The organism is Psychroserpens ponticola, from assembly GCF_023556315.2.
GTDB classification, from domain to species: Bacteria; Bacteroidota; Bacteroidia; order Flavobacteriales; family Flavobacteriaceae; genus Psychroserpens; species Psychroserpens ponticola.
The window spans coordinates 1,813,914-1,836,318 of record NZ_CP116221.1 but is presented as its reverse complement, the minus strand read 5'-3'; the positions used below and the strand labels follow the sequence as shown (position 1 = coordinate 1,836,318).

Here is a 22,405-nt window from a genome sequence, read left to right as displayed (position 1 = left end):
AATTTTAAATTGAAAAATAGAGAAAATAATCTACAAATCAAAATCCGATTGCAGTATCGTCAGCTCTATAATCGGCTCCTCCCTCGAGTTTCCCGCTTTCTAACACTAAAATAGCTTCAACTCTTGCAGTAATAGGTGCAGAGGCTTCATTAATATCATAACCTTTGGCTTCTAATTGTTGCTTTAGTTCTTCGGAAAATAAATCGACTTCCATCCGAATATGATCTGGTAGCCACTGGTGATGTAATCGAGGCGCATCAACAGCGTCTTGCATTGTCATATCAAATTCTACCACATTTAAAATGGTTTGTAATACGGAAGTTATAATTGTAGAACCTCCTGGTGTTCCTAAAACCATAAACAGTTCTCCGTTTTTTTCAACTATTGTAGGAGTCATAGCACTTAGCATGCGTTTTTCTGGAGCAATACTATTGGCTTTTCCTCCAATTAATCCGTAAATATTGGGTTCTCCTGGTTTGCTGCTGAAATCATCCATTTCGTTGTTCAAAAAGAATCCGAGTGTATCAACATATAGTTTAGAACCATAGCCACTATTTAATGTGGTGGTTACTGAAACTGCATTTCCAAACGGATCAACAATAGAGTAGTGCGTCGTTTCTTCACTTTCGTAGCCTAAGATTTCTCCATAGGAAATAGAGTCTGAAGGTGTTGGTTTTTCAAACGAAAAATTGTCCATACGTTTACTTAAATACGCATCACTTAATAGTTTTTTAGTCGGAATGTCCACAAAATCGGGATCTCCTAAAAAGTAACTTCGGTCTGCATAAGCACGACGTTCTGCTTCCACCATCACTTGAATACTTTTTACCGAATTATGACCATAAGATTTTAAATCGAAGGGTTCTATCATCTTCATAATCTGAGCCAAACATAAGCCACCACTTGAAGGAGGTGACATAGAAATTACATTCAGGTCTTTATACTTAAACTGGATTGGATCTCGCCATTTTGCTTCATAACGCTCTAGATCTTCAAGCGTCATTATGGTTCCTTTTTCATTTAAAAACGTAATGAGTTGCTTAGCAGTTTCACCTTTGTAAAACTCATCTTTTCCATTTGTTACGATTCGCTTTAGTGTTTCAGCAAGCTTCAGGTTTTTAATAGTGTCTTTTACTTTTATGTTTTTAGTAAACAGAATGTCTTTTCCGTTAACCGCTCGAATAATACTATCATAATGTTCTAATTTTACATGCTGCTTTTCAGTGATAATAAAACCATTTTGAGCGAGTTCAATAACAGGTTGCATGATATCTTTAATAGGAAGCGTTCCAAATTTCTCATGAGCAGCAAAAATTCCAGCAATGGTACCAGGAACGCCTACTGAATGTACTCCAACAGAACTCAAATCTTTAATAACATTGCCGTTTTCATCTAAATACATGGTTTTGTGAGCTGCTAAAGGTGCCTTTTCTCTATAATCTAAAGCGCCTGTTTCTCCATCTGCCAGTCTGTAAACCATAAATCCGCCTCCTCCTAAATTCCCTGCATAAGGATATACGACTGCCAACGCCATTTCTGTTGCGAACATCGCATCAAAGGCATTTCCGCCTTTTTTTAAAATAGCACTTCCTATTTGTGAGGCTTCTTTTCTTGCTGTGACGACCATAGCATTTTCTGTAATGAGACCTCTTTTTTTATGAACTTGTATTTGTTCTTTTTTACAAGCTGAAATCGATAATAGTAGGATTAATAAAGCAACATAAGTTCTCATATTTTGTATTCTTTTTCGAGTTCCAAACGTTTCGTGTTTGAGGTTTCTATCAATTCTTCAAAAAAGCGCGTAAATTCATCTTCAAATTCAGAATAGAATTCTTTGAGTTCTTTGGTTGCTAGGTGCATTCTAGATTTGTTTTTTGTGCGCTTATTCATGCCGTTCAAAACTCGCTGTATGCCATCAACTTCCGCATAACTCAATAACCAATTGTCTGCAATCATGAAAGGCATGAGCTTCTGAAAGCGTTCGGGTAAGACGTCATGGTGTTCTTTCAAACACTCATAAAAATCATCAATATACACATCTAAAGGAATGTCTGAATAGGTAAGCCAGTTTTTGGCTAAAAAATGATCGTATAAAATATCAACAATCACTCCGCTATAATGGCTATAGTTTTTGTGTAATCGTTTGGTGCTCTGCCTTACAATAGGATGCGAATCTGTAAACGTATCGATATGACGATGTAGTTTTATACCAACTTGAAACTCTGAAGATAGTATTTTGTATTTATTACCTCTAATAGCATCTGCGACGAAGTTGCCAATGGTAATCATTTTGTTGTCTCCTGAAAGGTAAATATGGGCTAGAAAATTCATAGGTGTAATTTACGAATTGTGAGTTAAGATTTACGGTTTTGAAATGGTATATTTGCTGAAAATATTAACAATATATGACACTTATAAAATCAATTTCAGGAATTAGAGGAACTATTGGAGGTAATGTAGGCGATAATTTAACACCTATTGATGCTGTGAAATTTGCATCTGCTTATGGCACATGGATCAAGCAACAACGTGACAAAGACAATTACAGAGTTGTGGTTGGTCGTGATGCTCGAATTTCTGGTGAAATGATTCAGAATTTAGTAATGAACACCTTAGTTGGTCTAGGAATTCATGTGATTGATTTAGGCTTATCTACGACACCAACAGTTGAAGTTGCTGTACCAATGGAACATGCTGATGGTGGAATCATATTAACGGCAAGTCACAATCCGAAACAATGGAATGCTCTTAAATTATTAGATGCTAAAGGTGAATTTTTGAATGGTGAAGAAGGTGCTAAAATTTTAAAACTTGCTGAAGGAACAGATATGACCTTTGCTGATGTTGATAGCTTAGGAAAAATAACCATTAATGATGCTTATATCGATTTACATATTGATGAAGTTCTAGATATGGATTTGGTAAATGTTGAAGCAATAAAGAAAGTCAATTTCAAAGTGGTTGTTGATGGTGTGAATTCAACAGGAGGAATTGCAATTCCTTTATTATTAGAACGTTTAGGTGTACATCCTGTAAAATTATTTTGTGAACCTAACGGACAATTTCCTCATAATCCTGAACCGCTTAAAGAGCATTTAACCGACTTATCAAAAGCGGTTGTAAAAGAGCATGCAGATTTCGGAATTGTTGTAGATCCAGATGTTGATCGTTTGGCGTTTATGGACGAAAAAGGAGAGATGTTTGGTGAAGAATATACGTTAGTGGCTTGTGCAGATTACGTATTGAGTAAAACTAAAGGAAACACCGTAAGTAATATGAGTTCTACTAGAGCGCTTAGAGATATTACTGAAAAGCATGGCGGAACTTATGAAGCGAGTGCTGTTGGTGAAGTCAATGTTGTTAGCCTTATGAAAAAGAATAACGCTATAATTGGTGGAGAAGGTAATGGAGGAATTATCTATCCTGAGTTACATTATGGTCGTGATGCTTTGGTTGGTGTAGCTTTGTTTTTAAGTCTTCTGGCTGAAAAGAAAATGAATGTGAGCGATTTGAGAGCGTCGTATCCAAATTATTATATGAGTAAGAAGAAAATTCAATTAACACCAGAATTAGATGTCGATGGTATTTTGAGCACAATGGAAGCTAAGTATGCACATGAGAATTTAACGACTATTGATGGTGTGAAAATTGATTTTTCTGATTCATGGGTTCATTTAAGAAAAAGTAATACCGAACCAATTATTCGAATTTATACGGAAGCACCTTCACAAAATGAAGCAGATGCACTTGCTAATAAAATCATTTCTGAAATTAAAGACATAGCAAATATATAATTCATGAGATCTATTGTTTTAATTCTATTGTGTAGTAGCCTTTGCTTTTCCCAAAATACATTTGTTCCTGATGATAATTTTGAACAAGCGTTAATCGATTTAGGACTAGATTCTGGGCCTTTGGATGACTTTGTTCCTACGGCAATGATTAATACAGTAACGTATTTAAATATAAGCGAAAAGAATATTTCAGAATTAACAGGAATTGAAGACTTTGCTGCTCTCGATCATTTAGATGTTTATATTAATGATTTGCAAACATTAGATGTTAGTAATAATCAACAATTGCGTCTTTTACGTTGTTATCAAAATGATTTAACTAACCTTACATTAGGTTCTAATACAGCTTTAGAACAAGTATGGACTTACGATAATTATCTAACAACAATTGATGTAAGTGGTTTGCCAAATCTCGACCGATTGAGTATTTTAAATAATGACTTAGTAAGTTTAGATGTCACTAATAATCTTCAACTAAGACTGTTATGGTGCTATGATAATGAAATACCAGTTCTTGATGTAAGTAATAATACGCAACTTGAATTACTATGGTGCTCAGGAAATACTATAGAAAGTTTAGATTTATCTAACAGTGTAAACTTAAACACAATATTGTGTCATCAGAATAATATAACCACTTTAGATTTATCAAATAATTCATTACTGACATATTTGAGTTGTTATACTAATGAACTTACTTATTTAAATGTGAAAAATGGGAACAATACAAATGTGACTAATTTTCAAGCCAATGGTAATCCTGATCTTGACTGTATTGAAGTTGACGACGCAAATTATAGTGAGGTAAACTGGATTTATGTGGATTCCAATGCTAATTTTAATGGCGACTGTAATAATTTAAGTTTAGATGATTTTTTAGTGGGTCAAATTCAAATTTTTCCAAATCCAACTTCAGATACAATCACAATTCAAAATTTAAACGGTCAATCCTTTTATTTTGAACTTTATGATGTTTCAGGTAAAAAATTGATGAAAACTAAGTTGAATACTATTGATGTTTCAAATTTAAATTCTGGGCTATATTTTTTGAAAATGGTTTCAAATAGTGTTATATTAACAAAGAAAGTCATTAAGATTTAAGTACAAAAAAAATTAAATAATGAATGATTCAAATGTAATAACTACTAAAAAGTCAAAGCTAGAACAACATTTTCAAACGTTTAGACAACATATTATTGGTATAGATCAAGAGTTTGAATCGCCTTTCGGAACAAAAAAAATTATTTACACAGATTGGACAGCTTCTGGTCGTTTATACAGACCTATTGAAGAAAAGATTTGTAATGAATTCGGACCATTTGTCGCCAATACACATACTGAAACGACAGTATCTGGAACTGCAATGACTAAAGCCTATCATGAAGCGAAACATATCATAAAAAAGCATGTCAATTGTAATGAAGATGATGTCTTAATCGTTTCAGGAAATGGTATGACAGGCGTTGTGAATAAGTTTCAGCGTATTCTCGGACTTAAAATTCCTGAGAACCTAAGAAAATTCACCAATATTCCTGATGAAATTCGTCCAGTGGTTTTTATTTCGCATATGGAACATCATTCTAATCAAACGTCTTGGTTAGAAACGATAGCTAAAGTAGAAGTGATTCCACCTGATGACGAAGGACTCTTTTGTTTAAAAAACCTTGAAACTCTTCTTGAACAATATAAAGATTGTACATTAAAAATTGCATCCATTGTTGGAGGATCTAATGTTACAGGAATTCAAACGCCTCATCATGATGTTGCTGAGTTAATGCACAAACATGGTGGAGTTTGTTTTGTAGATTTTGCATGTTCTGCACCTTATGTCGATATAGATATGCATCCTAAAAATGAAGATCAGGCTCTAGATGCCATTTTCTTTTCACCTCATAAATTTCTCGGAGGACCAGGAACTTCAGGTGTTTTGGTTTTTAATAAGAAATTGTATCATAATATGATTCCTGATTGTCCAGGAGGTGGAACCGTAAGTTGGACTAATCCTTGGGGAGAACACAAATACATTGATAATATTGAAGATCGTGAAGATGGAGGAACTCCAGGATTTCTTCAAACTATAAAAACGGCTTTAGCGATAAAACTCAAAGAGGATATGGGAATTGAAAATATCCTTGATCGTGAACATGAGCTTAATAAAATTATTTTCAGCGAACTTTCTAATATTGAAAATATAAATATTTTGGCTGGTCAGCATCAAGACCGATTAGGTGTAATTTCGTTTTATATTGATAACTTACATTTTAATTTAGGAGTGAAATTATTAAATGATCGCTTCGGAATTCAAACACGTGGAGGTTGTAGTTGTGCAGGAACTTATGGGCATTTCCTATTGCATGTAGATCAAAAAACAAGTCAAGAACTTACAAGTGAAATTTCTATAGGAGATTTAGTGAGAAAACCAGGTTGGATTCGCATGTCTATTCATCCAACAACTACAAATGAAGAAATGAATTTTGTTTGTCATAGTATTAAGTCCTTAGCTAAAAACCATAAAGAATGGGCTAAAGATTATGAATATATAGGAACAAATAATGAATTTGTACATCACAAGGTTAAGAATGATGTGTCTCAAGATACTATTGTAAAATCTTGGTTTAAGCTTTAGGATTTATTGAAATTCTGGCGGAACGTCATTTCTGTGTTTCCAGCGCTTATGCGTCCACAAATAATATTCAGGAGCCTCATAAATTTGTTTTTCAACCAACTTTAAAAAGATGTCTGTAATCTCATAATCTTTATATTCGTTAGGTTCCATAGTGATCGTTTTAAACGTTGTTTCGTAGTACCCTCTTTTAATTTTTTTAACACTAAAAAAGATAACAGCCATATCTAATTTTTTGGCTAACATTTCGGCACCTGTATGTATAGGAACTTTAATGTTCATGAATTCATTCCAATGAAATGCTTTATGAAGCTTAGGCGATTGGTCTGAGATAAACCCATTAATAGTACGTTCACCATTATTTTTGGCTTCAATAAGTCTAGGTATCGCTTCTTTAGTTGTAATAAGATAGCTATTGTATTTAGCTCTTATGCTTTTAACAAGTTTGTCAAAATGCTTGTTTGCAATCCGTTTGTAAATTCCGTAGCCCATAGATTTTACATAGGTTTGTAACACAAAAATCCATTCCCAACTTCCATAATGTGCACACATCATTACCATGCTTTTATTCGCATCTTCAATTTTGTGTACTTCTTCAATATTAGTGAATACGAAACGTTTTTTCATTTCTTCTTCAGAAATGCTTATCGATTTAATCGACTCAACAACCATATCACATAAATGATGAAAGAATTTTTTGGTAATGGTTTTGATTTCCTTTTCAGACTTCTCAGGAAATACAAGGTTTAGGTTTTCTTTTACTACTTTTTTTCGATAACCAACAATGTAATATAGAATAAAGTAGAGTCCATCAGAAAAGACATATAAAAGCCTGAATGGAAGTATTGAAACGAACCATAAAAATGGATATATTAAAATGTAAACTAGAAATTGCATTTATTAATCTTAGATTTGCAGGAGCAAATATATGTATAATTTAATGTTTAAAGTTTATGGGTGGCTTAAGTTTAGTAACCATTGTAATAATTGCGGCTAATGTCTTGATCTCATTTAAGGGATTTAATGATTATAGTTTTTTTGAGCGTTATAAATTTAACATAGGTGGCATAAGACGAGGTGAACAGATAAGAGTGTTTAGTTCTGGGTTTTTGCATGCAGATCAGCAGCATTTATTATTTAATATGTTAACACTTTACTTTTTTGCAGACCGTGTTATTTATGAATTAGGAGAATTTAATTTCTTAATTGTTTATGTGTGTAGTTTGATTATGGGAAGTTTGTTGTCTTTCTACTTTCACAAGAATGAATATCATTATAGTGCAGTAGGAGCAAGTGGAGCAGTCATGGGAATTCTTTATTCTGCGATATTAATAGATCCTATGATGCAAATTAACTTTTTTATTCCTGGTTTTGTTTTTGGAATTGGGTACTTATTGTATTCCATTTACGGAATGAGAAAACGAAACGATAATATTGGTCATGATGCTCATTTTGGAGGCGCAATTGGAGGCTTTGTTGTTACTTTAATTTTGATGCCTTCACTATTTGAAACAGATTTGTTAATGATTGGATTACTAGCCATTCCAATAATCGTTTTATTCGTAATGCATAAAATGGGAAAACTTTAATTGAGTTCTAAGAGCTCTTTTAGTTTTGAGTCTAATGAATTTCCGTTAAGATTCTTACCAATTATTACACCTTCACTATTTAATAGAAATGATGCAGGTAATGACCTTATACTATAAGCTTTAGAAATGGTATCATTAAAGTAATTAAGGTTTGAGATTTGATTCCAAATAAGTTGGTCGTCTTTAATCGCTTTTTTCCAATCAGATTTAGGATGTTTTTGATCTGCATTTCCATCTAAAGAAACACCGATCATCTCTAACCCTTTATCATTGTACTTATCATACAACTGAACTAATCTTTTGTTTTCCCTTCTAGAAGCGCCATACCAAGATGACCAAAAATGGATTAAAGTCGCCTTTCCTTTAATAGCATTTAATTCAATGATCTTTCCATTTGGATTAGGAGCTGAAAAATTAGGAGCTTTACGCCCTATATGAGTTGCAGCAATGATGTCATATTGTTTTCTAATATCTGGTATGCTTTTAGCAACTCGCTTACCTAAGTTTGAATTTTTAAGAGCTTCATTTAGGGCATCGTAAGATTCGAGAAGCATGCCTTTTTTAGATGTGTTTCTTCTTATCATAGTATGAATTAATACCATACTATATGGATTGTCTTTGTTGTTTTTGATAAACTGATGAGGATATAACGCAATGGCATCTTTTAAATTTGCAACTTTTTGTGACATACCAGTAACATTTTCTTTGTTGTTAATCATCTCTCTATATCGCGCTCTCGTTTTTTCAATCGAATCATTAAGCTTTATTAATTGTGCATTAAAATCGGCTATGGTATTGTTAATAGGATTGCCTTCAATTTTAGATTTCCTAATATCATCTTTATTAACGACTATGCTTAAATTGGCATTGTCTATAATAAACGGAAACGAACTATCATAACTATCGACTTCTAAATACCATGCTTCAATGCTATCAACTTTTCCTTCAAACATGAATTTTTCATTCATGATGATGGCAGTGTCTTGATTTTTTAAAAGTCCTTTTTCGTTAGTAGATTTTAAATAAGCTCTTAAACCATTATACACTCCTGGAGCATTTCCAGAAATGGTATAACCATCAAGTTTAACAGGTATAGGTTCTACTTTAGTATTTTCTTTGCAAGAGAAAATAAGGATACAGATAACAATGTATAAAATAGAGGTTTTCATTGCTTTTAGTTTAGGTATTCAGCAACTTTTTTCTCAAGAGCATTACCTCTAAGGTTTTTTGCAATAATCTTTCCATCTTGATCTAATAAAAATGTAGCAGGTATAGAACGTATATTATAAGATTTAGCAATGGGATCGTTAAAATATTTTAAGTTAGACACATGACTCCAAGTCAGATTGTCGTCTTTAATCGCTTTTATCCATGACGCTTTAGGATCTTTTTGATTTCTGCTGCCATCAAGAGATACACTAATAATTTCAAGACCTTTACTGTGATATTTCTGATATACTTTTACAACATTCGGATTTTCTCTTCGACAAGGTTTACACCAAGACGCCCAAAAGTCGATAAGCGTTAATTTTCCTTTAACATCATTTAAAGCTAGCGTTTTTCCTTCTGGATTAGGAGCAGAAAATGAAGGTGCGGTTTGTCCTATGGCAGAAGCACCTAGAGCAGCTGCTTCTGACTTTTTGATCTGAATTTGAGTTTTAAGCATGCTCGCATTAATAGAATTTTTCTGCTTTTCACTTAAATTATTTATACTAGATTCTATTCTTGTTAAATCGGCAGTTTTAGATTCTGCCAATTTTTGAAGCAGTAATATAGAAAAAGCATTGTCTTTATTTTCACTGACAAACTCAAAAGGAAAGTCTTTCATTTTTGAAGAGATATCTTTCATTGTCTTTTGAAGTTCATCTACATTTATATCACTTTCTTTAGACCGTAATTTTCTACTAGCACTAAACCGTTTTGAGGTTAATTCGCTCGTTTTCTCATTATACAATTGCAAAGCCGAATTGGCTTCAGAGCCTAATATTTTCGATTCATTCAAATTTTCAATATCAACAGAAATTGTCATTTCTACGTTGTCAACTATTAAAGGAGCAGTACCTTTAACACTGTTTATTTTTAAATTTACCATTTGAGGATAATCCACTCTGCCTTCAAACACGAATTTTTCATTCATTACGATTGCAGTATCCATTGCAATTTTTTTTCCTCGATCTCCATTAGTTTCTAAATAAGCTCTCACTCCATTATAAACACCAGGAGCAGTTCCGGAAATATAATACCCATTTCTTTTCAGGGTTTGTTTTTCTTCCGTTTTACAAGATGATACAAGTAAACAAAGGACTAGAATAGAAATAATATGCTTCATAATTTTAATTTTTTTGCTACTACAAATATAAGAAGTCAATTGATAATAAAAACTTAAAGAACTTTTATAAAATGCGTTATAACGTTAAAATTCCAATACTTTTGTGAAAAACACATACAAAATGACTTATCAAGATACAATTATTGCTTTGGCTTCTGCGGCTGGAAGTGGTGCTATTGCTGTGATACGCCTTTCAGGAAATGAGGCTATTTCTATTGTTGATGCTCATTTTAAATCGGTTGTAAGCAATAAATCACTCATCAATCAGCAAACACATACCATTCATTTAGGTCATATTATAGAGAAGGGAAGAGTTATTGATGAAGTTTTAGTGTCGGTATTTAAAAATCCAAATTCTTATACAGGTGAAGATGTTATAGAGATTTCTTGCCATGGTTCAAATTACATTCAGCAAGAAATTATACAATTATTTCTTCGCAAAGGATGTCGAATGGCAAATGCAGGAGAGTTTACATTGCGAGCCTTTTTAAATGGTAAGTTAGATTTATCGCAAGCTGAAGCTGTAGCAGATTTAATAGCTAGTGATAATGAAGCGTCGCATCAAATTGCGATGCAGCAAATGCGAGGCGGTTTTTCTTCGGAAATTGCAAAGTTAAGAGAGGAGCTTCTCAACTTTGCATCGTTAATAGAACTTGAATTAGATTTTGCAGAAGAAGATGTAGAGTTTGCAGATCGTTCTCAATTTAAAGATTTGGTTGATAGAATCACATTTGTATTAAAACGATTGATAGATTCGTTTGCAGTTGGAAATGTTATTAAAAATGGTATTCCTGTCGCTATTGTAGGCGAACCTAATGTTGGCAAATCGACTTTATTGAACGCCTTATTAAATGAAGAACGCGCTATAGTTTCGGAGATTGCTGGAACTACAAGAGATACAATTGAAGATGAAATATCGATAGGAGGTATTGGTTTCCGTTTTATTGATACTGCAGGAATTAGAGATACTGAAGATGTTGTTGAAACGATTGGAATTAAAAAAACTTTTGAAAAAATAGATCAAGCGCAAGTTGTTATCTATTTGTTTGATGCACATGATTTTAAAGTAAAAAGCTCGGTTTTAAAGGTTGAATTAGAGAAAATCAAGAATAAATATCCGCAAAAACCACTTCTAGTTATAGCGAATAAGATTGATAAGGTTGATGATATTTTAATTTCTAAACTACAAATAGACATTCCAGACATCAAGCTATTATCTGCTAAGACAGGCTTTGGTGTTGAGCAGTTGACAAATTCGCTTCTAGATTTAATTAATACAGGAGCTCTTAGAAATAATGAAACTATTGTGACGAACTCACGTCATTATGATGCATTGTTGAAAGCCTTTGAAGAGATTCAGAATGTTAAAGGTGGACTAGAAACAGGGATTTCGGGCGATTTATTGGCTATTGATATTCGTCAGGCCTTGTATCACTTTGGTGAAATTACAGGTGAGATTACTAATGATGATTTGCTGGGTAATATATTTGCTAATTTTTGTATCGGGAAGTAACTTGCTTTCTTTTATTTGCTAATCCCTTGTTATTGTTGACTTTATAGTATTTTATCTTCTTTTATTTGTTGTTTATTTGCTCTTTTTTGATTAAATTTGTTGTATATCTGTTGCCTTAAATACGGATTTGTTGCCCAAATCTGTTGGCAGAGAGATTGGCGAAATGATGCACCATATTGCCCCACGTTGCACCATAACGCTACATAAAGCACCATTTATGAGCAGTAATTTATACATCCCAAAAACTTGTAAGCATTGTGGTAATGCCTTTACAGCACGTACAACAGTTACTAAATACTGTAGTGATATTTGTGCTAAAAGAGCATATAAGGCACGTAAACGTAATGAGAAAGTACAAGCCACACTTCAAGAAACTATTCAACAGCAAAAAGAAATAGTTAATCACTACAACCCAAATGCAGTAAACAACAAAGATTTTTTAAGCGTAACAGAGGCTTCTCAACTCATTGGTGTAAGTAGATGGACCATCCAAAGAATGATACAACAAGGACGTTTAAAAGCAGTTCCTTTTGGTAGAAAACATATAGTAGCTCGTTGGCAAATTGAAAACCTCTTTAATTGATTTATTATGAAAGTAACATTAAGACAGCGCAAAAAAAATGATAATATTAGTTTGTATTTAGACTACTATCATAAGGGTAAAAGAAAAACTGAATATTTAAGGTTATATCTTACTGCTAATCCTAAAACAAAAATTGAAAGAGACGTTAATAAGAAAACAAAGCAACTTGCTGAAACGATTTGTGCTCAACGTCAAATTGAAATACAAAATGGTATTTACGGATTTAAGGATATTGAGAAATTAAAGGGTAGTTTTATTACATACATAACCACATTAGCAGAAAAGAAAAACACAAGTGCAGGTAATTATGGGAATTGGAATAGTATGCTAAAGCATTTAAAAATCTTTTGTCCAACCGATGTTAGTTTTCAAGATATAGACAAATCGTTTGTAGAGCGGTTTAAAGAGTATTTAGATAAGGATGCTATGGGAAGAGCTGGAAAAAAATTATCTCAAAACTCTAAATATTCATACTATGGTAAGTTTTCAGCAGCACTAAAACAAGCTGTTAAAGATGGTATTCTAAAAGTAAATCCTGCCAACGGTGTTGAGTATTTCAAACAAGGTGAACCTCAACGAGAATTTTTAACGCTTGATGAATTACAAAGAGCAGCAAACACTGAATGTGAACTTCCTTTATTAAAAAAAGCTTTTATATTTTCAGCAATTACCGGATTAAGATGGTCAGACATTGAAAAGTTAGTGTGGTCAGAAGTACAGCATTCTAAAGAAATGGGATACTACATCCGCTTTAGACAAAAGAAAACCAAAGGAGCTGAAACTTTACCTATTTCTGAACAAGCAAGAGAACTATTAGGAGAAGAAGGAAAGCAGACTGATAAAATTTTCAAAGATTTGCATTATAGTGCCTGGTCTAATTTGAAATTACAACAATGGATAATGAAAGCGGGTATTACAAAAAATATTACTTTTCACTGTGCACGTCATACCTATGCAACTTTACAATTAACTTTAGGTACAGATATTTATACAGTATCAAAATTATTAGGTCATAAAGAATTAAGAACAACGCAGATTTATGCCAAAGTAATCGACGATAAAAAGAAAGATGCTGCTAACCGTATTCAATTGGATTTATAATGAAAAATAACATATTTTCAAGTTTAGTTTCTATAACTAAAGGATTACATCGCGACAATAGATCAGAAAGAGAATTTCAATTATTGTTATCTGAAATAAAATTATATCCATTAGCAACTAATGCGGTTTTTAAAATACATTTTAAAAGACCTTTAAATAGCAAAAAAGAGTATTACCAAAAAAGCATTTTTAATGAAACTGAAAAGATTATTGTTTCATTTATTGCAGACTTTCCAGAGAATGCCACAACATCAGAAAATAATTACAGCTATACGATTCTGCATAATAAATTTGATAAGTACTTAAATGACATAGCCAGCTACATTAGTAAAAGGGAGATAACGGTAAATTTAAGCGAAGATGTTGACTATATAATTAATTATCTAAAAGTATCAGTGATACGACTATATGCTGAATTACAAGAGCAGTACGGACAGTTTTCAGAAACACCATTATTTACGATTCCCGAAATAGCTGAAAAATATTTCAATGACACTAAATTCAATGCAGACTTAATAAAGAAGATTGAGACCTCTAAAAAAGTAGTCATTAAAAAAACATCAAAGCCTAAAAGCAAACCAAAAACTTCATTTGGTTTTAAAAGTAGAGATACCGCAAAACTATTAACAGTATTAAAAGACCTACATTTTAAAATTGATTTACTACAAAATGGAACTTCCGTTGAAGAATTACATAAACTTTTAATTGCAAAAGATTTTACACAAATAGATTCTCAAATTTATTTGGAATGCGAAACCACCCAATTTAGTTATGTAGTTTCAAAACTCAAACCTTTCTTTAATAGTTTCAATCCTACCGCAATTGAACGCTCTGGAAAATTCATTACCAAAACAGGAGCAGATTTAAAAGCTAATAATCTTCACAAAAACAAAGTCCACAATCCAAAAGAAAAGGAAGAAATAGACAAAATCATCCAACAACTGCAATAAAAAACAGTAAGAATAGTAAGAAATCTTACTGTTGTCTTACCCTTGTTTTACACCCTTACTAAAATAGACTTACCAATTTTGAACCTTTGTCCTGTTCTTGAAAACCAAGAATGACATTTGGCCAGATGTCCTCATTTATTTAAAACAAAATAAACGATGGACACAAATATCATCGAAAAATTAGACCGTATCGAAAAACTCTTAATAGAGCAACAAACGATGCAAAAGCAAGTATTGAATTTCAATGAAACTTGCAAGTATTTAGAACTTTCCCAATCACACTTGTACAAATTGACGAGTACGGGAGCCATTCCACACTATAAACCGAATGGCAAAAAGATTTATTTCCAACGTGAAGAGTTAGACCATTGGTTACTGCGTAACCGTATGGACTCACAAGACGAAATCGAGCAGCAAGCTGCCGACTTCTTAATTAAGAAAGGAGCGGTAAAATTATGACTGAAATAATCGATTTAATCTTGGCGCTCTCACAAGAAATAAAGGACATAAAGGCACGTATCGAATTGCTACAAATATCGAGAGCCGAAGTATTAAAAGATACGTGGATAGACAATCAAGACGTCTTACAGACCTTACATATTAGTAAGCGAACACTGCAAACATTTAGAACAAACGGTACACTGCCATATAGTAAAGTTCAAGGCAAGTTTTATTATAAAGTTTCTGATGTTGAGCAATTGCTTCAAGACAACTACTACAACCATAATTTCAAGTGTAATGGAAATAAGTAGAGAAGCAATATTAGACAAAACACATTATGGTTTAAAGATTTACGCCTATGTGTTGAGACAGTATTATCCTGAAACTACAGTCCTTTCTTTAAAAGGAAGGGACTGCGGGATAACCCGAAACCCTTTTAATGGTGGTAAAGAAACTTTACGGATTCATATCGATGGTGTTATTGCGACGCATAAAGACACAGAATTAGAAACCTTTATAGGCGATGTATTCGATTTTGCACAATACCATTTTAAAATGACTGATGAAGCGGATGTATTACAGAATATAAACCAAGAACTACATCTAAATTTAGAAGTCAAGGAAAAAGACGAATTGGAATGGTTGAATGACCCAGACGATACCTGGTATGCGCATTGTAGCTTTTTCAAAGCACCTGTTCGCAATGTGTTTCCTACGGAAACCTTGCGGTTACATCAAGTATTTGAATTAATCACAAGTGATAAATACAAAAAGAGTACAGAAGATTTAAGAGCAATAACAGATGTAAAAGAAGCTCGTAAATTCAAAGCTAATCGCTTTGATTACGTCACCTTTTCAGGAGTATTTGAAAAACGTAACGATAGTAATTTGTTACAGCATTCTAATCTATTAACTATTGATTTTGACCATTTAGATAATCTGCAAGAGTTAAAAACACAATTGTTGAACGATGAATACTTTGAAACCGAAATGCTATTCACCTCACCATCTGGAGATGGTCTTAAATGGATAATCAGAATTGACATTTTAGAAGTATCTCATAGTGAGTATTTCACAGCAGTAGCCAATTACATTAAGCAAACCTATAATATAGAAGTTGACCAGTCAGGTAAAGACGTTTCCAGAGCGTGTTTCTTACCATACGACCCAACAGCTTTTTTACATAAAAGACATCAAAAATTATGACAAAATCATTTAACCCAAAAGATTGGTTAGACGTTCCAAAAGCGCAACCAAAACCAACAGTCAGCAACAAAGCAACAACTAACGTTGTTGCTGTTGCTGATAACGACATAGAATCCTATATCTCGGCAATTGAGCAGTCTGGTACAGATATAACAGGCAATTACGCTACTTGGCGAGATTTAGGCTTTGCTTTAGCTGAAGAATATGGAGAATCAGGTAGAGATTATTTCCACCGCATAAGTAAAAATTATGCAGAATATGATTCTAAAGAATGTGACGAACAATTCAATAAATGCCTTAACGCTAAAGGACACGGAATAAGTATTGCAACCTTTTATCATCACGCACATCAAGAAGGTATAAGGCTATCAAAAATCGAAATGAAGTTACCTCAACAAAAAGAGGAAAAGGAACAAGAAACAATGCCTACTATTCCTGAAAAGATATATGACAGTCTTCCACAGTTTTTACAACAAGTTGTAAATCCTGCGAGTAGTCAAGAAGAAAAAGATATTCTATTGTTAGGTGCTTTAACAGCTTTTAGTGCTTGCTTTCCTAAACTATTTGGCGTTTACGACCAACGAAAAGTATATAGCAATTTATATCTTTTTGTAACTGCACCTGCATCTGCAGGTAAAGGCAGACTCAACCAAATTAAAAATTTGGTAGATCCTGTACATAAACTAAAAAGGGAACAAGCTAAAGTATTAAAGCAACAATTTAATACAGAAACAGCGACTTACAATATGAATAAAGGCAAAGATGAAAACTTGGAAAAACCGAGTAAACCACCAGAACGAATGTTGTTCATTCCTGCCAATAATAGTGTAACCGGTGTATATCAATTAATATCAGATAATGAAGGCAAAGGGTTGATTTTTGAAACCGAAGGAGATACACTTGCACAAGCGTTTAAAAGCGATTATGGTAATTATAGTGATGGCTTTCGTAAAGCATTTCATCACGAAACCATCAGTTATTATCGTAGAACAGATAGAGAATATGTAGATATTGAAAAACCCTGTTTATCAACCGTATTATCTGGTACACCAAAACAAGTAGCAACCTTAATACCTAATGCAGAAAATGGGTTGTTTAGTCGCTTTATGTTCTATTATATGAATATCAAGCCGACTTGGAAAAATGTATTCCAAAACAATAATAGTTTAGGACTTGATGATTATTACAACCAATTAGGTAGTGAGTTTTTAGGACTGTATAAAACGCTTAAAAACAATCCAGAAATAGAAATAAGATTGACTGTATCGCAACAAGAACAATTCCATACGTTTTTTGAATCCTTACAAACCAAATACATCAATCTGCAACCCGAAGAATATATTGCTACTATTAGGAGGTTAGGCTTAATTGCCTTTAGAATAACAATGTTATTCACAGTATTTCGCATTATGGAAGATGGCGATGTCAATGCAGTGAAACAATGTGAAGATGTTGACTTTGATAATGCACTAACCATAATTTCAATTTTGGTTAAACACAGTAGTAAAGTGTTTAATGATTTACCTATGGAGCAAAAAACAGTAAAACGCTTAAATAGAAAAGAACGCTTTTTAGAGAGTTTACCAAAAGAATTTGACAGACAACACTATTTAGGTTTAGCCATTAAACATAACATTCCAAATAAAACAGCAGAAGGTTATATTACCAAATTTGTTGAAGCAGGTTTAATCCATAGAGAAGCTCACAATACCTATTCAAATCCTGCAAAATTATAATTGGGGAAGTTCAGGATTTAGAGGATATTAAATATAATGTCCTCAAATCCTTAATATCCTCATTCCCTTGTTAATAACTGTTAATATCTTTTTCTTACTTCTTTCTTTCCTTTTCTTAAATTAGACAAAATTTGACAAGTCTAAATAATTCTATTATGGAGTTTGGAGAGTATATACGTTCATTGCGTGAAAAGCACAATTTACTATTAAGAGAAATGGCTGCAAACCTAAATATGGATGTTGCCTATTTAAGCAAAATAGAACGTGGAATTCGTATAGCAAGACGCGAACAAGTAGTCGCTTTTGCTAAAACATTAAAAGAAGACGAGAACGAATTAATTAAGCTATGGATGTCTGAACAAATTGTACTAATGCTAAAAAATGAAAAAGAGCGTACGGAAATCCTCAAAATAGCTGAAGAAAAAATTAGTAAGATTGATGAATTAAGTTTACTGAACATAGATGTAACATTTTGAAAAAAACTAAAAAACAAATAAAGGCTTGGGATGACTATCGACTATCATTACTGTTAGAGAAGAGTAAAAGTGATGACCATTTCGAGAAATACATTACAATAATTGCGTCTGGCGCTTTAGGTCTTACTATTACATTTATAGACAAAATAAGTCCTTTAGAAAACGCTATTTGTATTTGGATTATTTCTATTGGTTGGTTTCTGTTAACTACAACATTATTTATCAATTTATTATCGCATTATATAGCAAGTAAAAATAATACTAAAGCAGTTCAAGATATTGATGATGAAAAAGAATATGATGAGATAGTTAGTGGCATAAATTCGAGAAATAAAAAAATGAACAGATTAAATTTAGCTTCAATTTACACTTTAGCTATAGGTCTATTCTGCATATTAATATATACATCAATAAACGCATACAATGGCAAAAAAAATCACATCACAACAGAAACCCAAGACGAATACAAAACAAAATCCTGCACAAAATCGGCAGAATCAAAAAGGCAGAACGACACCATTACCAACATCTCAATTAAGCAATAAGCCTAAAAAGAAATAATTATGAAAGACAAGGACAAAAATTTACCAAAATCAAATCCAAATACAATATGGGATAATGTTGGAGCTGGTAGAACAACAACAAAGCCACCTACTTTTTTAAAACCAAAAGATTCAAAACCTAAAAAATAGACGCAATGGCAAAACAGAAAAACTCAAGTAAATCTAAAAATGTCAAAATTGATTTAGGTAGAACTACCACTAAACCATCTAATTCGCTTAAACCAAAAAATAGCAAACCTAAAAAGTAGTTGTTATGGAATCACTATCTCGCTATAAAAAAATAATCAAATGGGTGTTTTGGTTAACGTTAGCATTAATTGTGTTTCTTACATTTCAAGCAATATATGAAACCGATAACTGGAAGTTTTTTGATGTTGATTTTAATACCAGAGATCATATCATTTCTGCTTATGGCTCATTAATTGGTGGAATATTAGCTTTTCTCTCAATTCTTTTTGTGCTTTATCAAGTTTATGAACAGAGAGAGCATTTAATTATAGAAAGGCAAGACGCTGCTAATGATAAACGTCAAGATTTAAAAGACCGTCTATTATTATTAACTAATTATTTAAAGACATTAGAAAAGGATATAATACGTCACGGTGAACGAATGGAAATATTTTTCAAAGCTGAAAAAGAAAATCCATCAACAATGAATACAATGTATTTTAATACTAACAAAAATTTTGAAAGAGTTATTGAAATGGATATACTGTCCAACTTTAAAGCCTTTCAAGCTTTTTTTAGTGAAGATGAAGAAGATTGGCAAAAACAATTTGTTAACCTTTATGAAATATCAGATTTTTATAATGAAGCATTTAAAGATTTAAAAAAGAAGTACACATTCCATATCGAAGATAAAGTATCTAAACAAAAGCAAATTGCTTCTGATATGATGGAATTATTAAATGCTAATTCCAGATTAGTAGATGATTATAGAATAAAATTTGGTGCAGCAGATTATTTGACAAAACCTTGGTCAAATTTAATTAACGAATACACCCCAACCCATTACGCGTATTTACAAGAAATTCAAGATACTGGAGATGTACCGGATTTTAGGTATATATCAGATAACCTGTTATTACCCTTTATTCAAGCTGCAATGGATATAAGAAGGGATGAAGGGTATGATGATTTAGGTAGTAGAAATATTATAGAATTAGCCTCGACAATTAGAAAAAAAACTTGGGATGTTGAAGTTTACAGCCTTCAGTATGCTGGTGATATAGAAAAACAGTTTAATAATTATTTCAGTCCTGATAATGAAAGTATAAATGAGCTTAAAACAATCAAAGCAAAAATTGATGCTAAACTTTAAATAAAAATATTCCTCTATGTAAAACCCAAAACACCTCATTACTTATGCAAGAACAAATAAAATTTAACATTCTTAATTTCAATTGGCCTCGAAAGTTATTGACATTTTATGTCTCTTTAAAACAATCCAAAGAGTGTCAAACAATATATTATACAAAGTTTCCTGCAAATATTACAGAAGTGTTTACCAATGAGGAATTAGAGGAAAAAGAAGAAATTTATACCACTTTTACAACACCTTCAGAGGGCTTTAAACCTTTAAAGATAGATTGTAATAATTACAATAAAAATTTATACAAGCAATTCTTAAATGCCCAAATAAAACAACATTTTGATAGTTTAAACATCATTAACTGTAAAAATAAGGTTTTAAAAGACCGTCAAGTTTGGGTGTTAGATAAAGAAGCATATCATAAGGATTATCATTATTACGATAAGTTTTCTTTAAAAATACAGTTTGCCGAAGTATCAGATTATCCAGAGTTGGTAGTTTCTTTTGATGGGACTACTAAAATCTTAAAAAAATCCCTTCAAGAGATCGATAATGCACATTTGGTTACAAAAGCCATTTTTAGAACCCAAGTATTCTATTATCAAACCGAAAGAGAAACACCACAACAAGAAGAATTTTACAATAGCCTAATTTTAGATGAAGTATTTCCAATTCTTAACAGAGATTTGCAAAAGGCTTTTAACATCCCTTATGAACGTAAAAAAACAAAGAATAGATACAGTAAGTATTTGAATAAAATCAGCAACTTTACTAAAGAGTACCTTTTTACAGAGGACTTTCAGCATATTTGTGATTTCCGAAATCAACAGTTTATAGATGCACCTTTAAACAGGATTGGTCATATAGATAAAGATAAAGGCTTGTTGGAATATGGCAAAGACCCACAAGGCAACAAACAAATTGGCTTAACCCCAAAACTGGAACTTAATAGGTATAGACCATATTTAAGACCAAAAAATCCTAGCACAGAGTTCTTTTTTATTTACCATAAAGACCATCAACCAATAATAAAAAAGTTATGGAGCTATTTAAAGAATGGTACAGGTCAAGGTACATATTATCACGGTTTAGAAGCTTATATAGATATTAAAGTAAATTCTGCATTTCATAATTTTATTGAGTTTTCAAATAAGGAAAATCCTATTCCAGAGATAATGCAAAAGTTAGAAGAATTACAATGGGATAAAAACATAGCCTATTTAGCCTTTTACATAAGCCCATACACGCGTTTTGAATCCAACCCACAATTAAAAAACATCTATTATCAAGTAAAGGAATTATGCTTAAATGAAGATATAATGACCCAAGCAATTGATTTTGAAGATTTGCAAAAAAACATAGGTAATTATCAATGGCATTTAAATAACATTTCATTGGCAATTCACGCCAAATTAGGTGGTAAACCTTGGAAATTAGCAGTTACTGAAAAAAAGGAATTAGTTATAGGTGTTGGTGCATTTACAAATCAAGACCATAAACATAGATACGTGGCAAGCGCATTCAGTTTTCAAAACAATGGCATATTTAACAATTTTCAATGCTTTTCTAAAACTGAAACAACACAATTAGCAGGAAGCATAATAAAAGCGATTCGTACTTTTTTTAATCAATCTGAAGCTGATAAAATTGTGATTCATTTTTATAAAGAAATGAGCAAGAAAGAAATGGAACCTATACTTATAGGGATGCACAGACTAAATCTCGAAAATAAACCCATTTATATATTAAACATCAACAAAACAGAAACAAAGGATATTATAGCCTATGATACAGATTTTCAAGAAAGTTTAATGCCATATAGTGGTACATTTATAAGATTGGGAATGCTTAAATTTTTATTATTTAACAATGGACGATTTGAAGATGAAAAGTTTTATCCTTCCGATGGTTTTCCCTTTCCAGTTAAAGTAAGTATGAGTAGCCCAAATGAGGATGCTTTTGAAGATGACAACATCATTACTGAATTATTAACACAAGTATTTCAATTCAGTAGATTATATTGGAAATCATTAAAACCTCAAAACGTACCAATAACCATTAAATACCCTGAAATGGTTGCACAAATGTTACCTCGCTTTAAAAGTGACATAAAGGAAGAAGCAAAAAGTAAACTTTGGTTTTTATAAAAAATAACTCATTATCTTTTGCACAACCATTGCATTCAATAA

The 22,405-nt window shown here is 32.2% G+C and carries 22 protein-coding genes; 17 read left to right on the top strand and 5 right to left on the bottom strand.

Annotated features, from left to right (window positions below; genetic code table 11):
• Window positions 1–37: 37 nt before the first annotated feature.
• Together ggt and MUN68_RS08135 are read right to left on the bottom strand one after the other, a co-directional pair.
• Window positions 38–1,732, bottom strand: a complete 1,695-nt coding sequence (gene ggt / locus MUN68_RS08140) for a gamma-glutamyltransferase (RefSeq protein ID WP_249997258.1) — start codon at window positions 1,730–1,732, stop codon at window positions 38–40.
• Entirely contained in the window at window positions 1,729–2,331 is a 603-nt protein-coding gene (locus tag MUN68_RS08135) for an acyl carrier protein phosphodiesterase (RefSeq protein WP_249997257.1), read from the bottom strand. Before MUN68_RS08135 ends, ggt begins: the two co-directional genes overlap by 4 nt.
• Window positions 2,332–2,405: 74 nt before the next feature.
• Here MUN68_RS08135 and glmM point away from each other — a divergent pair, with 74 nt between their 5' ends.
• The 3 genes from glmM to MUN68_RS08120 are packed head-to-tail and all read left to right on the top strand — an operon-like array spanning window position 2,406 to window position 6,420.
• The gene (gene glmM / locus MUN68_RS08130) at window positions 2,406–3,794 is read left to right on the top strand and encodes a phosphoglucosamine mutase (protein WP_249997256.1); all 1,389 of its coding nucleotides are present in this window, start codon (window positions 2,406–2,408) and stop codon (window positions 3,792–3,794) included.
• Between the two features lie 3 nt (window positions 3,795–3,797).
• A complete protein-coding gene (locus MUN68_RS08125; RefSeq protein WP_249997255.1) occupies window positions 3,798–4,895 on the top strand; it encodes a T9SS type A sorting domain-containing protein in 1,098 nt (365 codons plus the stop codon).
• A 19-nt stretch (window positions 4,896–4,914) separates the two neighbouring features.
• The gene (locus tag MUN68_RS08120; protein WP_249997254.1) at window positions 4,915–6,420 is read left to right on the top strand and encodes an aminotransferase class V-fold PLP-dependent enzyme; all 1,506 of its coding nucleotides are present in this window, start codon (window positions 4,915–4,917) and stop codon (window positions 6,418–6,420) included.
• A 3-nt stretch (window positions 6,421–6,423) separates the two neighbouring features.
• Here the strand turns inward: MUN68_RS08120 and MUN68_RS08115 are convergent, their stop codons facing one another.
• Window positions 6,424–7,314, bottom strand: a complete 891-nt coding sequence (locus tag MUN68_RS08115; protein WP_249997253.1) for a lysophospholipid acyltransferase family protein — start codon at window positions 7,312–7,314, stop codon at window positions 6,424–6,426.
• A 56-nt stretch (window positions 7,315–7,370) separates the two neighbouring features.
• Between MUN68_RS08115 and MUN68_RS08110 the strand changes: the two genes are divergently transcribed.
• A complete protein-coding gene (locus MUN68_RS08110) occupies window positions 7,371–8,006 on the top strand; it encodes a rhomboid family intramembrane serine protease (RefSeq protein WP_249997252.1) in 636 nt (211 codons plus the stop codon).
• Here MUN68_RS08110 and MUN68_RS08105 read toward each other — a convergent pair.
• Together MUN68_RS08105 and MUN68_RS08100 are read right to left on the bottom strand one after the other, a co-directional pair.
• Window positions 8,003–9,175: a TlpA disulfide reductase family protein gene (locus tag MUN68_RS08105; RefSeq protein ID WP_249997251.1), complete on the bottom strand. Its 1,173-nt coding sequence runs from the start codon at window positions 9,173–9,175 to the stop codon at window positions 8,003–8,005. The two genes, MUN68_RS08110 and MUN68_RS08105, sit on opposite strands and share 4 nt — an antisense overlap.
• A 5-nt stretch (window positions 9,176–9,180) precedes the next feature.
• Entirely contained in the window at window positions 9,181–10,335 is a 1,155-nt protein-coding gene (locus tag MUN68_RS08100) for a TlpA disulfide reductase family protein (RefSeq protein ID WP_249997250.1), read from the bottom strand.
• Between the two features lie 121 nt (window positions 10,336–10,456).
• Between MUN68_RS08100 and mnmE the strand changes: the two genes are divergently transcribed.
• The 13 genes from mnmE (at window position 10,457) to MUN68_RS08035 (ending at window position 22,363) form a co-directional block, all read left to right on the top strand.
• Entirely contained in the window at window positions 10,457–11,848 is a 1,392-nt protein-coding gene (mnmE, locus tag MUN68_RS08095; protein ID WP_249997249.1) for a tRNA uridine-5-carboxymethylaminomethyl(34) synthesis GTPase MnmE, read from the top strand.
• Window positions 11,849–12,065: 217 nt separating this feature from the next.
• Window positions 12,066–12,431, top strand: a complete 366-nt coding sequence (locus tag MUN68_RS08090; protein WP_249997248.1) for a helix-turn-helix domain-containing protein — start codon at window positions 12,066–12,068, stop codon at window positions 12,429–12,431.
• Between the two features lie 6 nt (window positions 12,432–12,437).
• Window positions 12,438–13,532 (top strand): site-specific integrase, encoded by a 1,095-nt coding sequence (locus MUN68_RS08085; RefSeq protein ID WP_249997247.1) that lies wholly within the window; start codon window positions 12,438–12,440, stop codon window positions 13,530–13,532.
• The gene (locus MUN68_RS08080) at window positions 13,532–14,482 is read left to right on the top strand and encodes a DUF6617 family protein (protein ID WP_249997246.1); all 951 of its coding nucleotides are present in this window, start codon (window positions 13,532–13,534) and stop codon (window positions 14,480–14,482) included. The genes MUN68_RS08085 and MUN68_RS08080 overlap by 1 nt, the downstream gene beginning before the upstream one ends.
• 156 nt (window positions 14,483–14,638) lie before the next feature.
• A complete protein-coding gene (locus MUN68_RS08075) occupies window positions 14,639–14,941 on the top strand; it encodes a helix-turn-helix domain-containing protein (protein ID WP_188604435.1) in 303 nt (100 codons plus the stop codon).
• Window positions 14,938–15,234 (top strand): helix-turn-helix domain-containing protein, encoded by a 297-nt coding sequence (locus MUN68_RS08070; RefSeq protein WP_249997245.1) that lies wholly within the window; start codon window positions 14,938–14,940, stop codon window positions 15,232–15,234. Before MUN68_RS08075 ends, MUN68_RS08070 begins: the two co-directional genes overlap by 4 nt.
• The gene (locus MUN68_RS08065) at window positions 15,221–16,129 is read left to right on the top strand and encodes a BT4734/BF3469 family protein (protein WP_249997244.1); all 909 of its coding nucleotides are present in this window, start codon (window positions 15,221–15,223) and stop codon (window positions 16,127–16,129) included. The genes MUN68_RS08070 and MUN68_RS08065 overlap by 14 nt, the downstream gene beginning before the upstream one ends.
• Window positions 16,126–17,865, top strand: coding sequence for a DUF3987 domain-containing protein (locus tag MUN68_RS08060; protein WP_249997243.1), 1,740 nt, complete (start codon window positions 16,126–16,128; stop codon window positions 17,863–17,865). Before MUN68_RS08065 ends, MUN68_RS08060 begins: the two co-directional genes overlap by 4 nt.
• A gap of 131 nt (window positions 17,866–17,996) precedes the next feature.
• Window positions 17,997–18,341: a helix-turn-helix domain-containing protein gene (locus tag MUN68_RS08055; protein WP_249997242.1), complete on the top strand. Its 345-nt coding sequence runs from the start codon at window positions 17,997–17,999 to the stop codon at window positions 18,339–18,341.
• Entirely contained in the window at window positions 18,338–18,886 is a 549-nt protein-coding gene (locus MUN68_RS08050) for a hypothetical protein (protein WP_106688407.1), read from the top strand. The genes MUN68_RS08055 and MUN68_RS08050 overlap by 4 nt, the downstream gene beginning before the upstream one ends.
• 18 nt (window positions 18,887–18,904) lie before the next feature.
• A complete protein-coding gene (locus MUN68_RS08045; RefSeq protein WP_255457248.1) occupies window positions 18,905–19,033 on the top strand; it encodes a hypothetical protein in 129 nt (42 codons plus the stop codon).
• 124 nt (window positions 19,034–19,157) lie between these two features.
• The gene (locus MUN68_RS08040; RefSeq protein ID WP_249997241.1) at window positions 19,158–20,225 is read left to right on the top strand and encodes a hypothetical protein; all 1,068 of its coding nucleotides are present in this window, start codon (window positions 19,158–19,160) and stop codon (window positions 20,223–20,225) included.
• A 44-nt stretch (window positions 20,226–20,269) separates the two neighbouring features.
• Complete coding sequence (locus MUN68_RS08035) at window positions 20,270–22,363, top strand: Piwi domain-containing protein (RefSeq protein ID WP_249997240.1); 2,094 nt, start codon at window positions 20,270–20,272, stop codon at window positions 22,361–22,363.
• Window positions 22,364–22,405 lie beyond the last annotated feature (42 nt).

Excerpts from the sequence above, each read along its gene's own strand:
- MUN68_RS08080 (WP_249997246.1), top strand. The coding sequence starts at position 13,532 with ATGAAAAATAACATATTTTCAAGTTTAGTTTCTATAACTAAAGGATTA.
- MUN68_RS08085 (WP_249997247.1), top strand. The coding sequence starts at position 12,438 with ATGAAAGTAACATTAAGACAGCGCAAAAAAAATGATAATATTAGTTTG.
- mnmE (WP_249997249.1), top strand. The coding sequence starts at position 10,457 with ATGACTTATCAAGATACAATTATTGCTTTGGCTTCTGCGGCTGGAAGT.
- MUN68_RS08100 (WP_249997250.1), bottom strand. The coding sequence starts at position 10,335 with ATGAAGCATATTATTTCTATTCTAGTCCTTTGTTTACTTGTATCATCT.
- MUN68_RS08075 (WP_188604435.1), top strand. The coding sequence starts at position 14,639 with ATGGACACAAATATCATCGAAAAATTAGACCGTATCGAAAAACTCTTA.
- MUN68_RS08070 (WP_249997245.1), top strand. The coding sequence starts at position 14,938 with ATGACTGAAATAATCGATTTAATCTTGGCGCTCTCACAAGAAATAAAG.
- MUN68_RS08090 (WP_249997248.1), top strand. The coding sequence starts at position 12,066 with ATGAGCAGTAATTTATACATCCCAAAAACTTGTAAGCATTGTGGTAAT.
- MUN68_RS08035 (WP_249997240.1), top strand. The coding sequence starts at position 20,270 with ATGCAAGAACAAATAAAATTTAACATTCTTAATTTCAATTGGCCTCGA.
- MUN68_RS08115 (WP_249997253.1), bottom strand. The coding sequence starts at position 7,314 with ATGCAATTTCTAGTTTACATTTTAATATATCCATTTTTATGGTTCGTT.
- MUN68_RS08040 (WP_249997241.1), top strand. The coding sequence starts at position 19,158 with ATGGAATCACTATCTCGCTATAAAAAAATAATCAAATGGGTGTTTTGG.
- MUN68_RS08045 (WP_255457248.1), top strand. The coding sequence starts at position 18,905 with ATGAAAGACAAGGACAAAAATTTACCAAAATCAAATCCAAATACAATA.
- MUN68_RS08065 (WP_249997244.1), top strand. The coding sequence starts at position 15,221 with ATGGAAATAAGTAGAGAAGCAATATTAGACAAAACACATTATGGTTTA.
- MUN68_RS08120 (WP_249997254.1), top strand. The coding sequence starts at position 4,915 with ATGAATGATTCAAATGTAATAACTACTAAAAAGTCAAAGCTAGAACAA.
- MUN68_RS08125 (WP_249997255.1), top strand. The coding sequence starts at position 3,798 with ATGAGATCTATTGTTTTAATTCTATTGTGTAGTAGCCTTTGCTTTTCC.
- glmM (WP_249997256.1), top strand. The coding sequence starts at position 2,406 with ATGACACTTATAAAATCAATTTCAGGAATTAGAGGAACTATTGGAGGT.
- MUN68_RS08110 (WP_249997252.1), top strand. The coding sequence starts at position 7,371 with ATGGGTGGCTTAAGTTTAGTAACCATTGTAATAATTGCGGCTAATGTC.
- MUN68_RS08105 (WP_249997251.1), bottom strand. The coding sequence starts at position 9,175 with ATGAAAACCTCTATTTTATACATTGTTATCTGTATCCTTATTTTCTCT.
- MUN68_RS08060 (WP_249997243.1), top strand. The coding sequence starts at position 16,126 with ATGACAAAATCATTTAACCCAAAAGATTGGTTAGACGTTCCAAAAGCG.
- ggt (WP_249997258.1), bottom strand. The coding sequence starts at position 1,732 with ATGAGAACTTATGTTGCTTTATTAATCCTACTATTATCGATTTCAGCT.
- MUN68_RS08135 (WP_249997257.1), bottom strand. The coding sequence starts at position 2,331 with ATGAATTTTCTAGCCCATATTTACCTTTCAGGAGACAACAAAATGATT.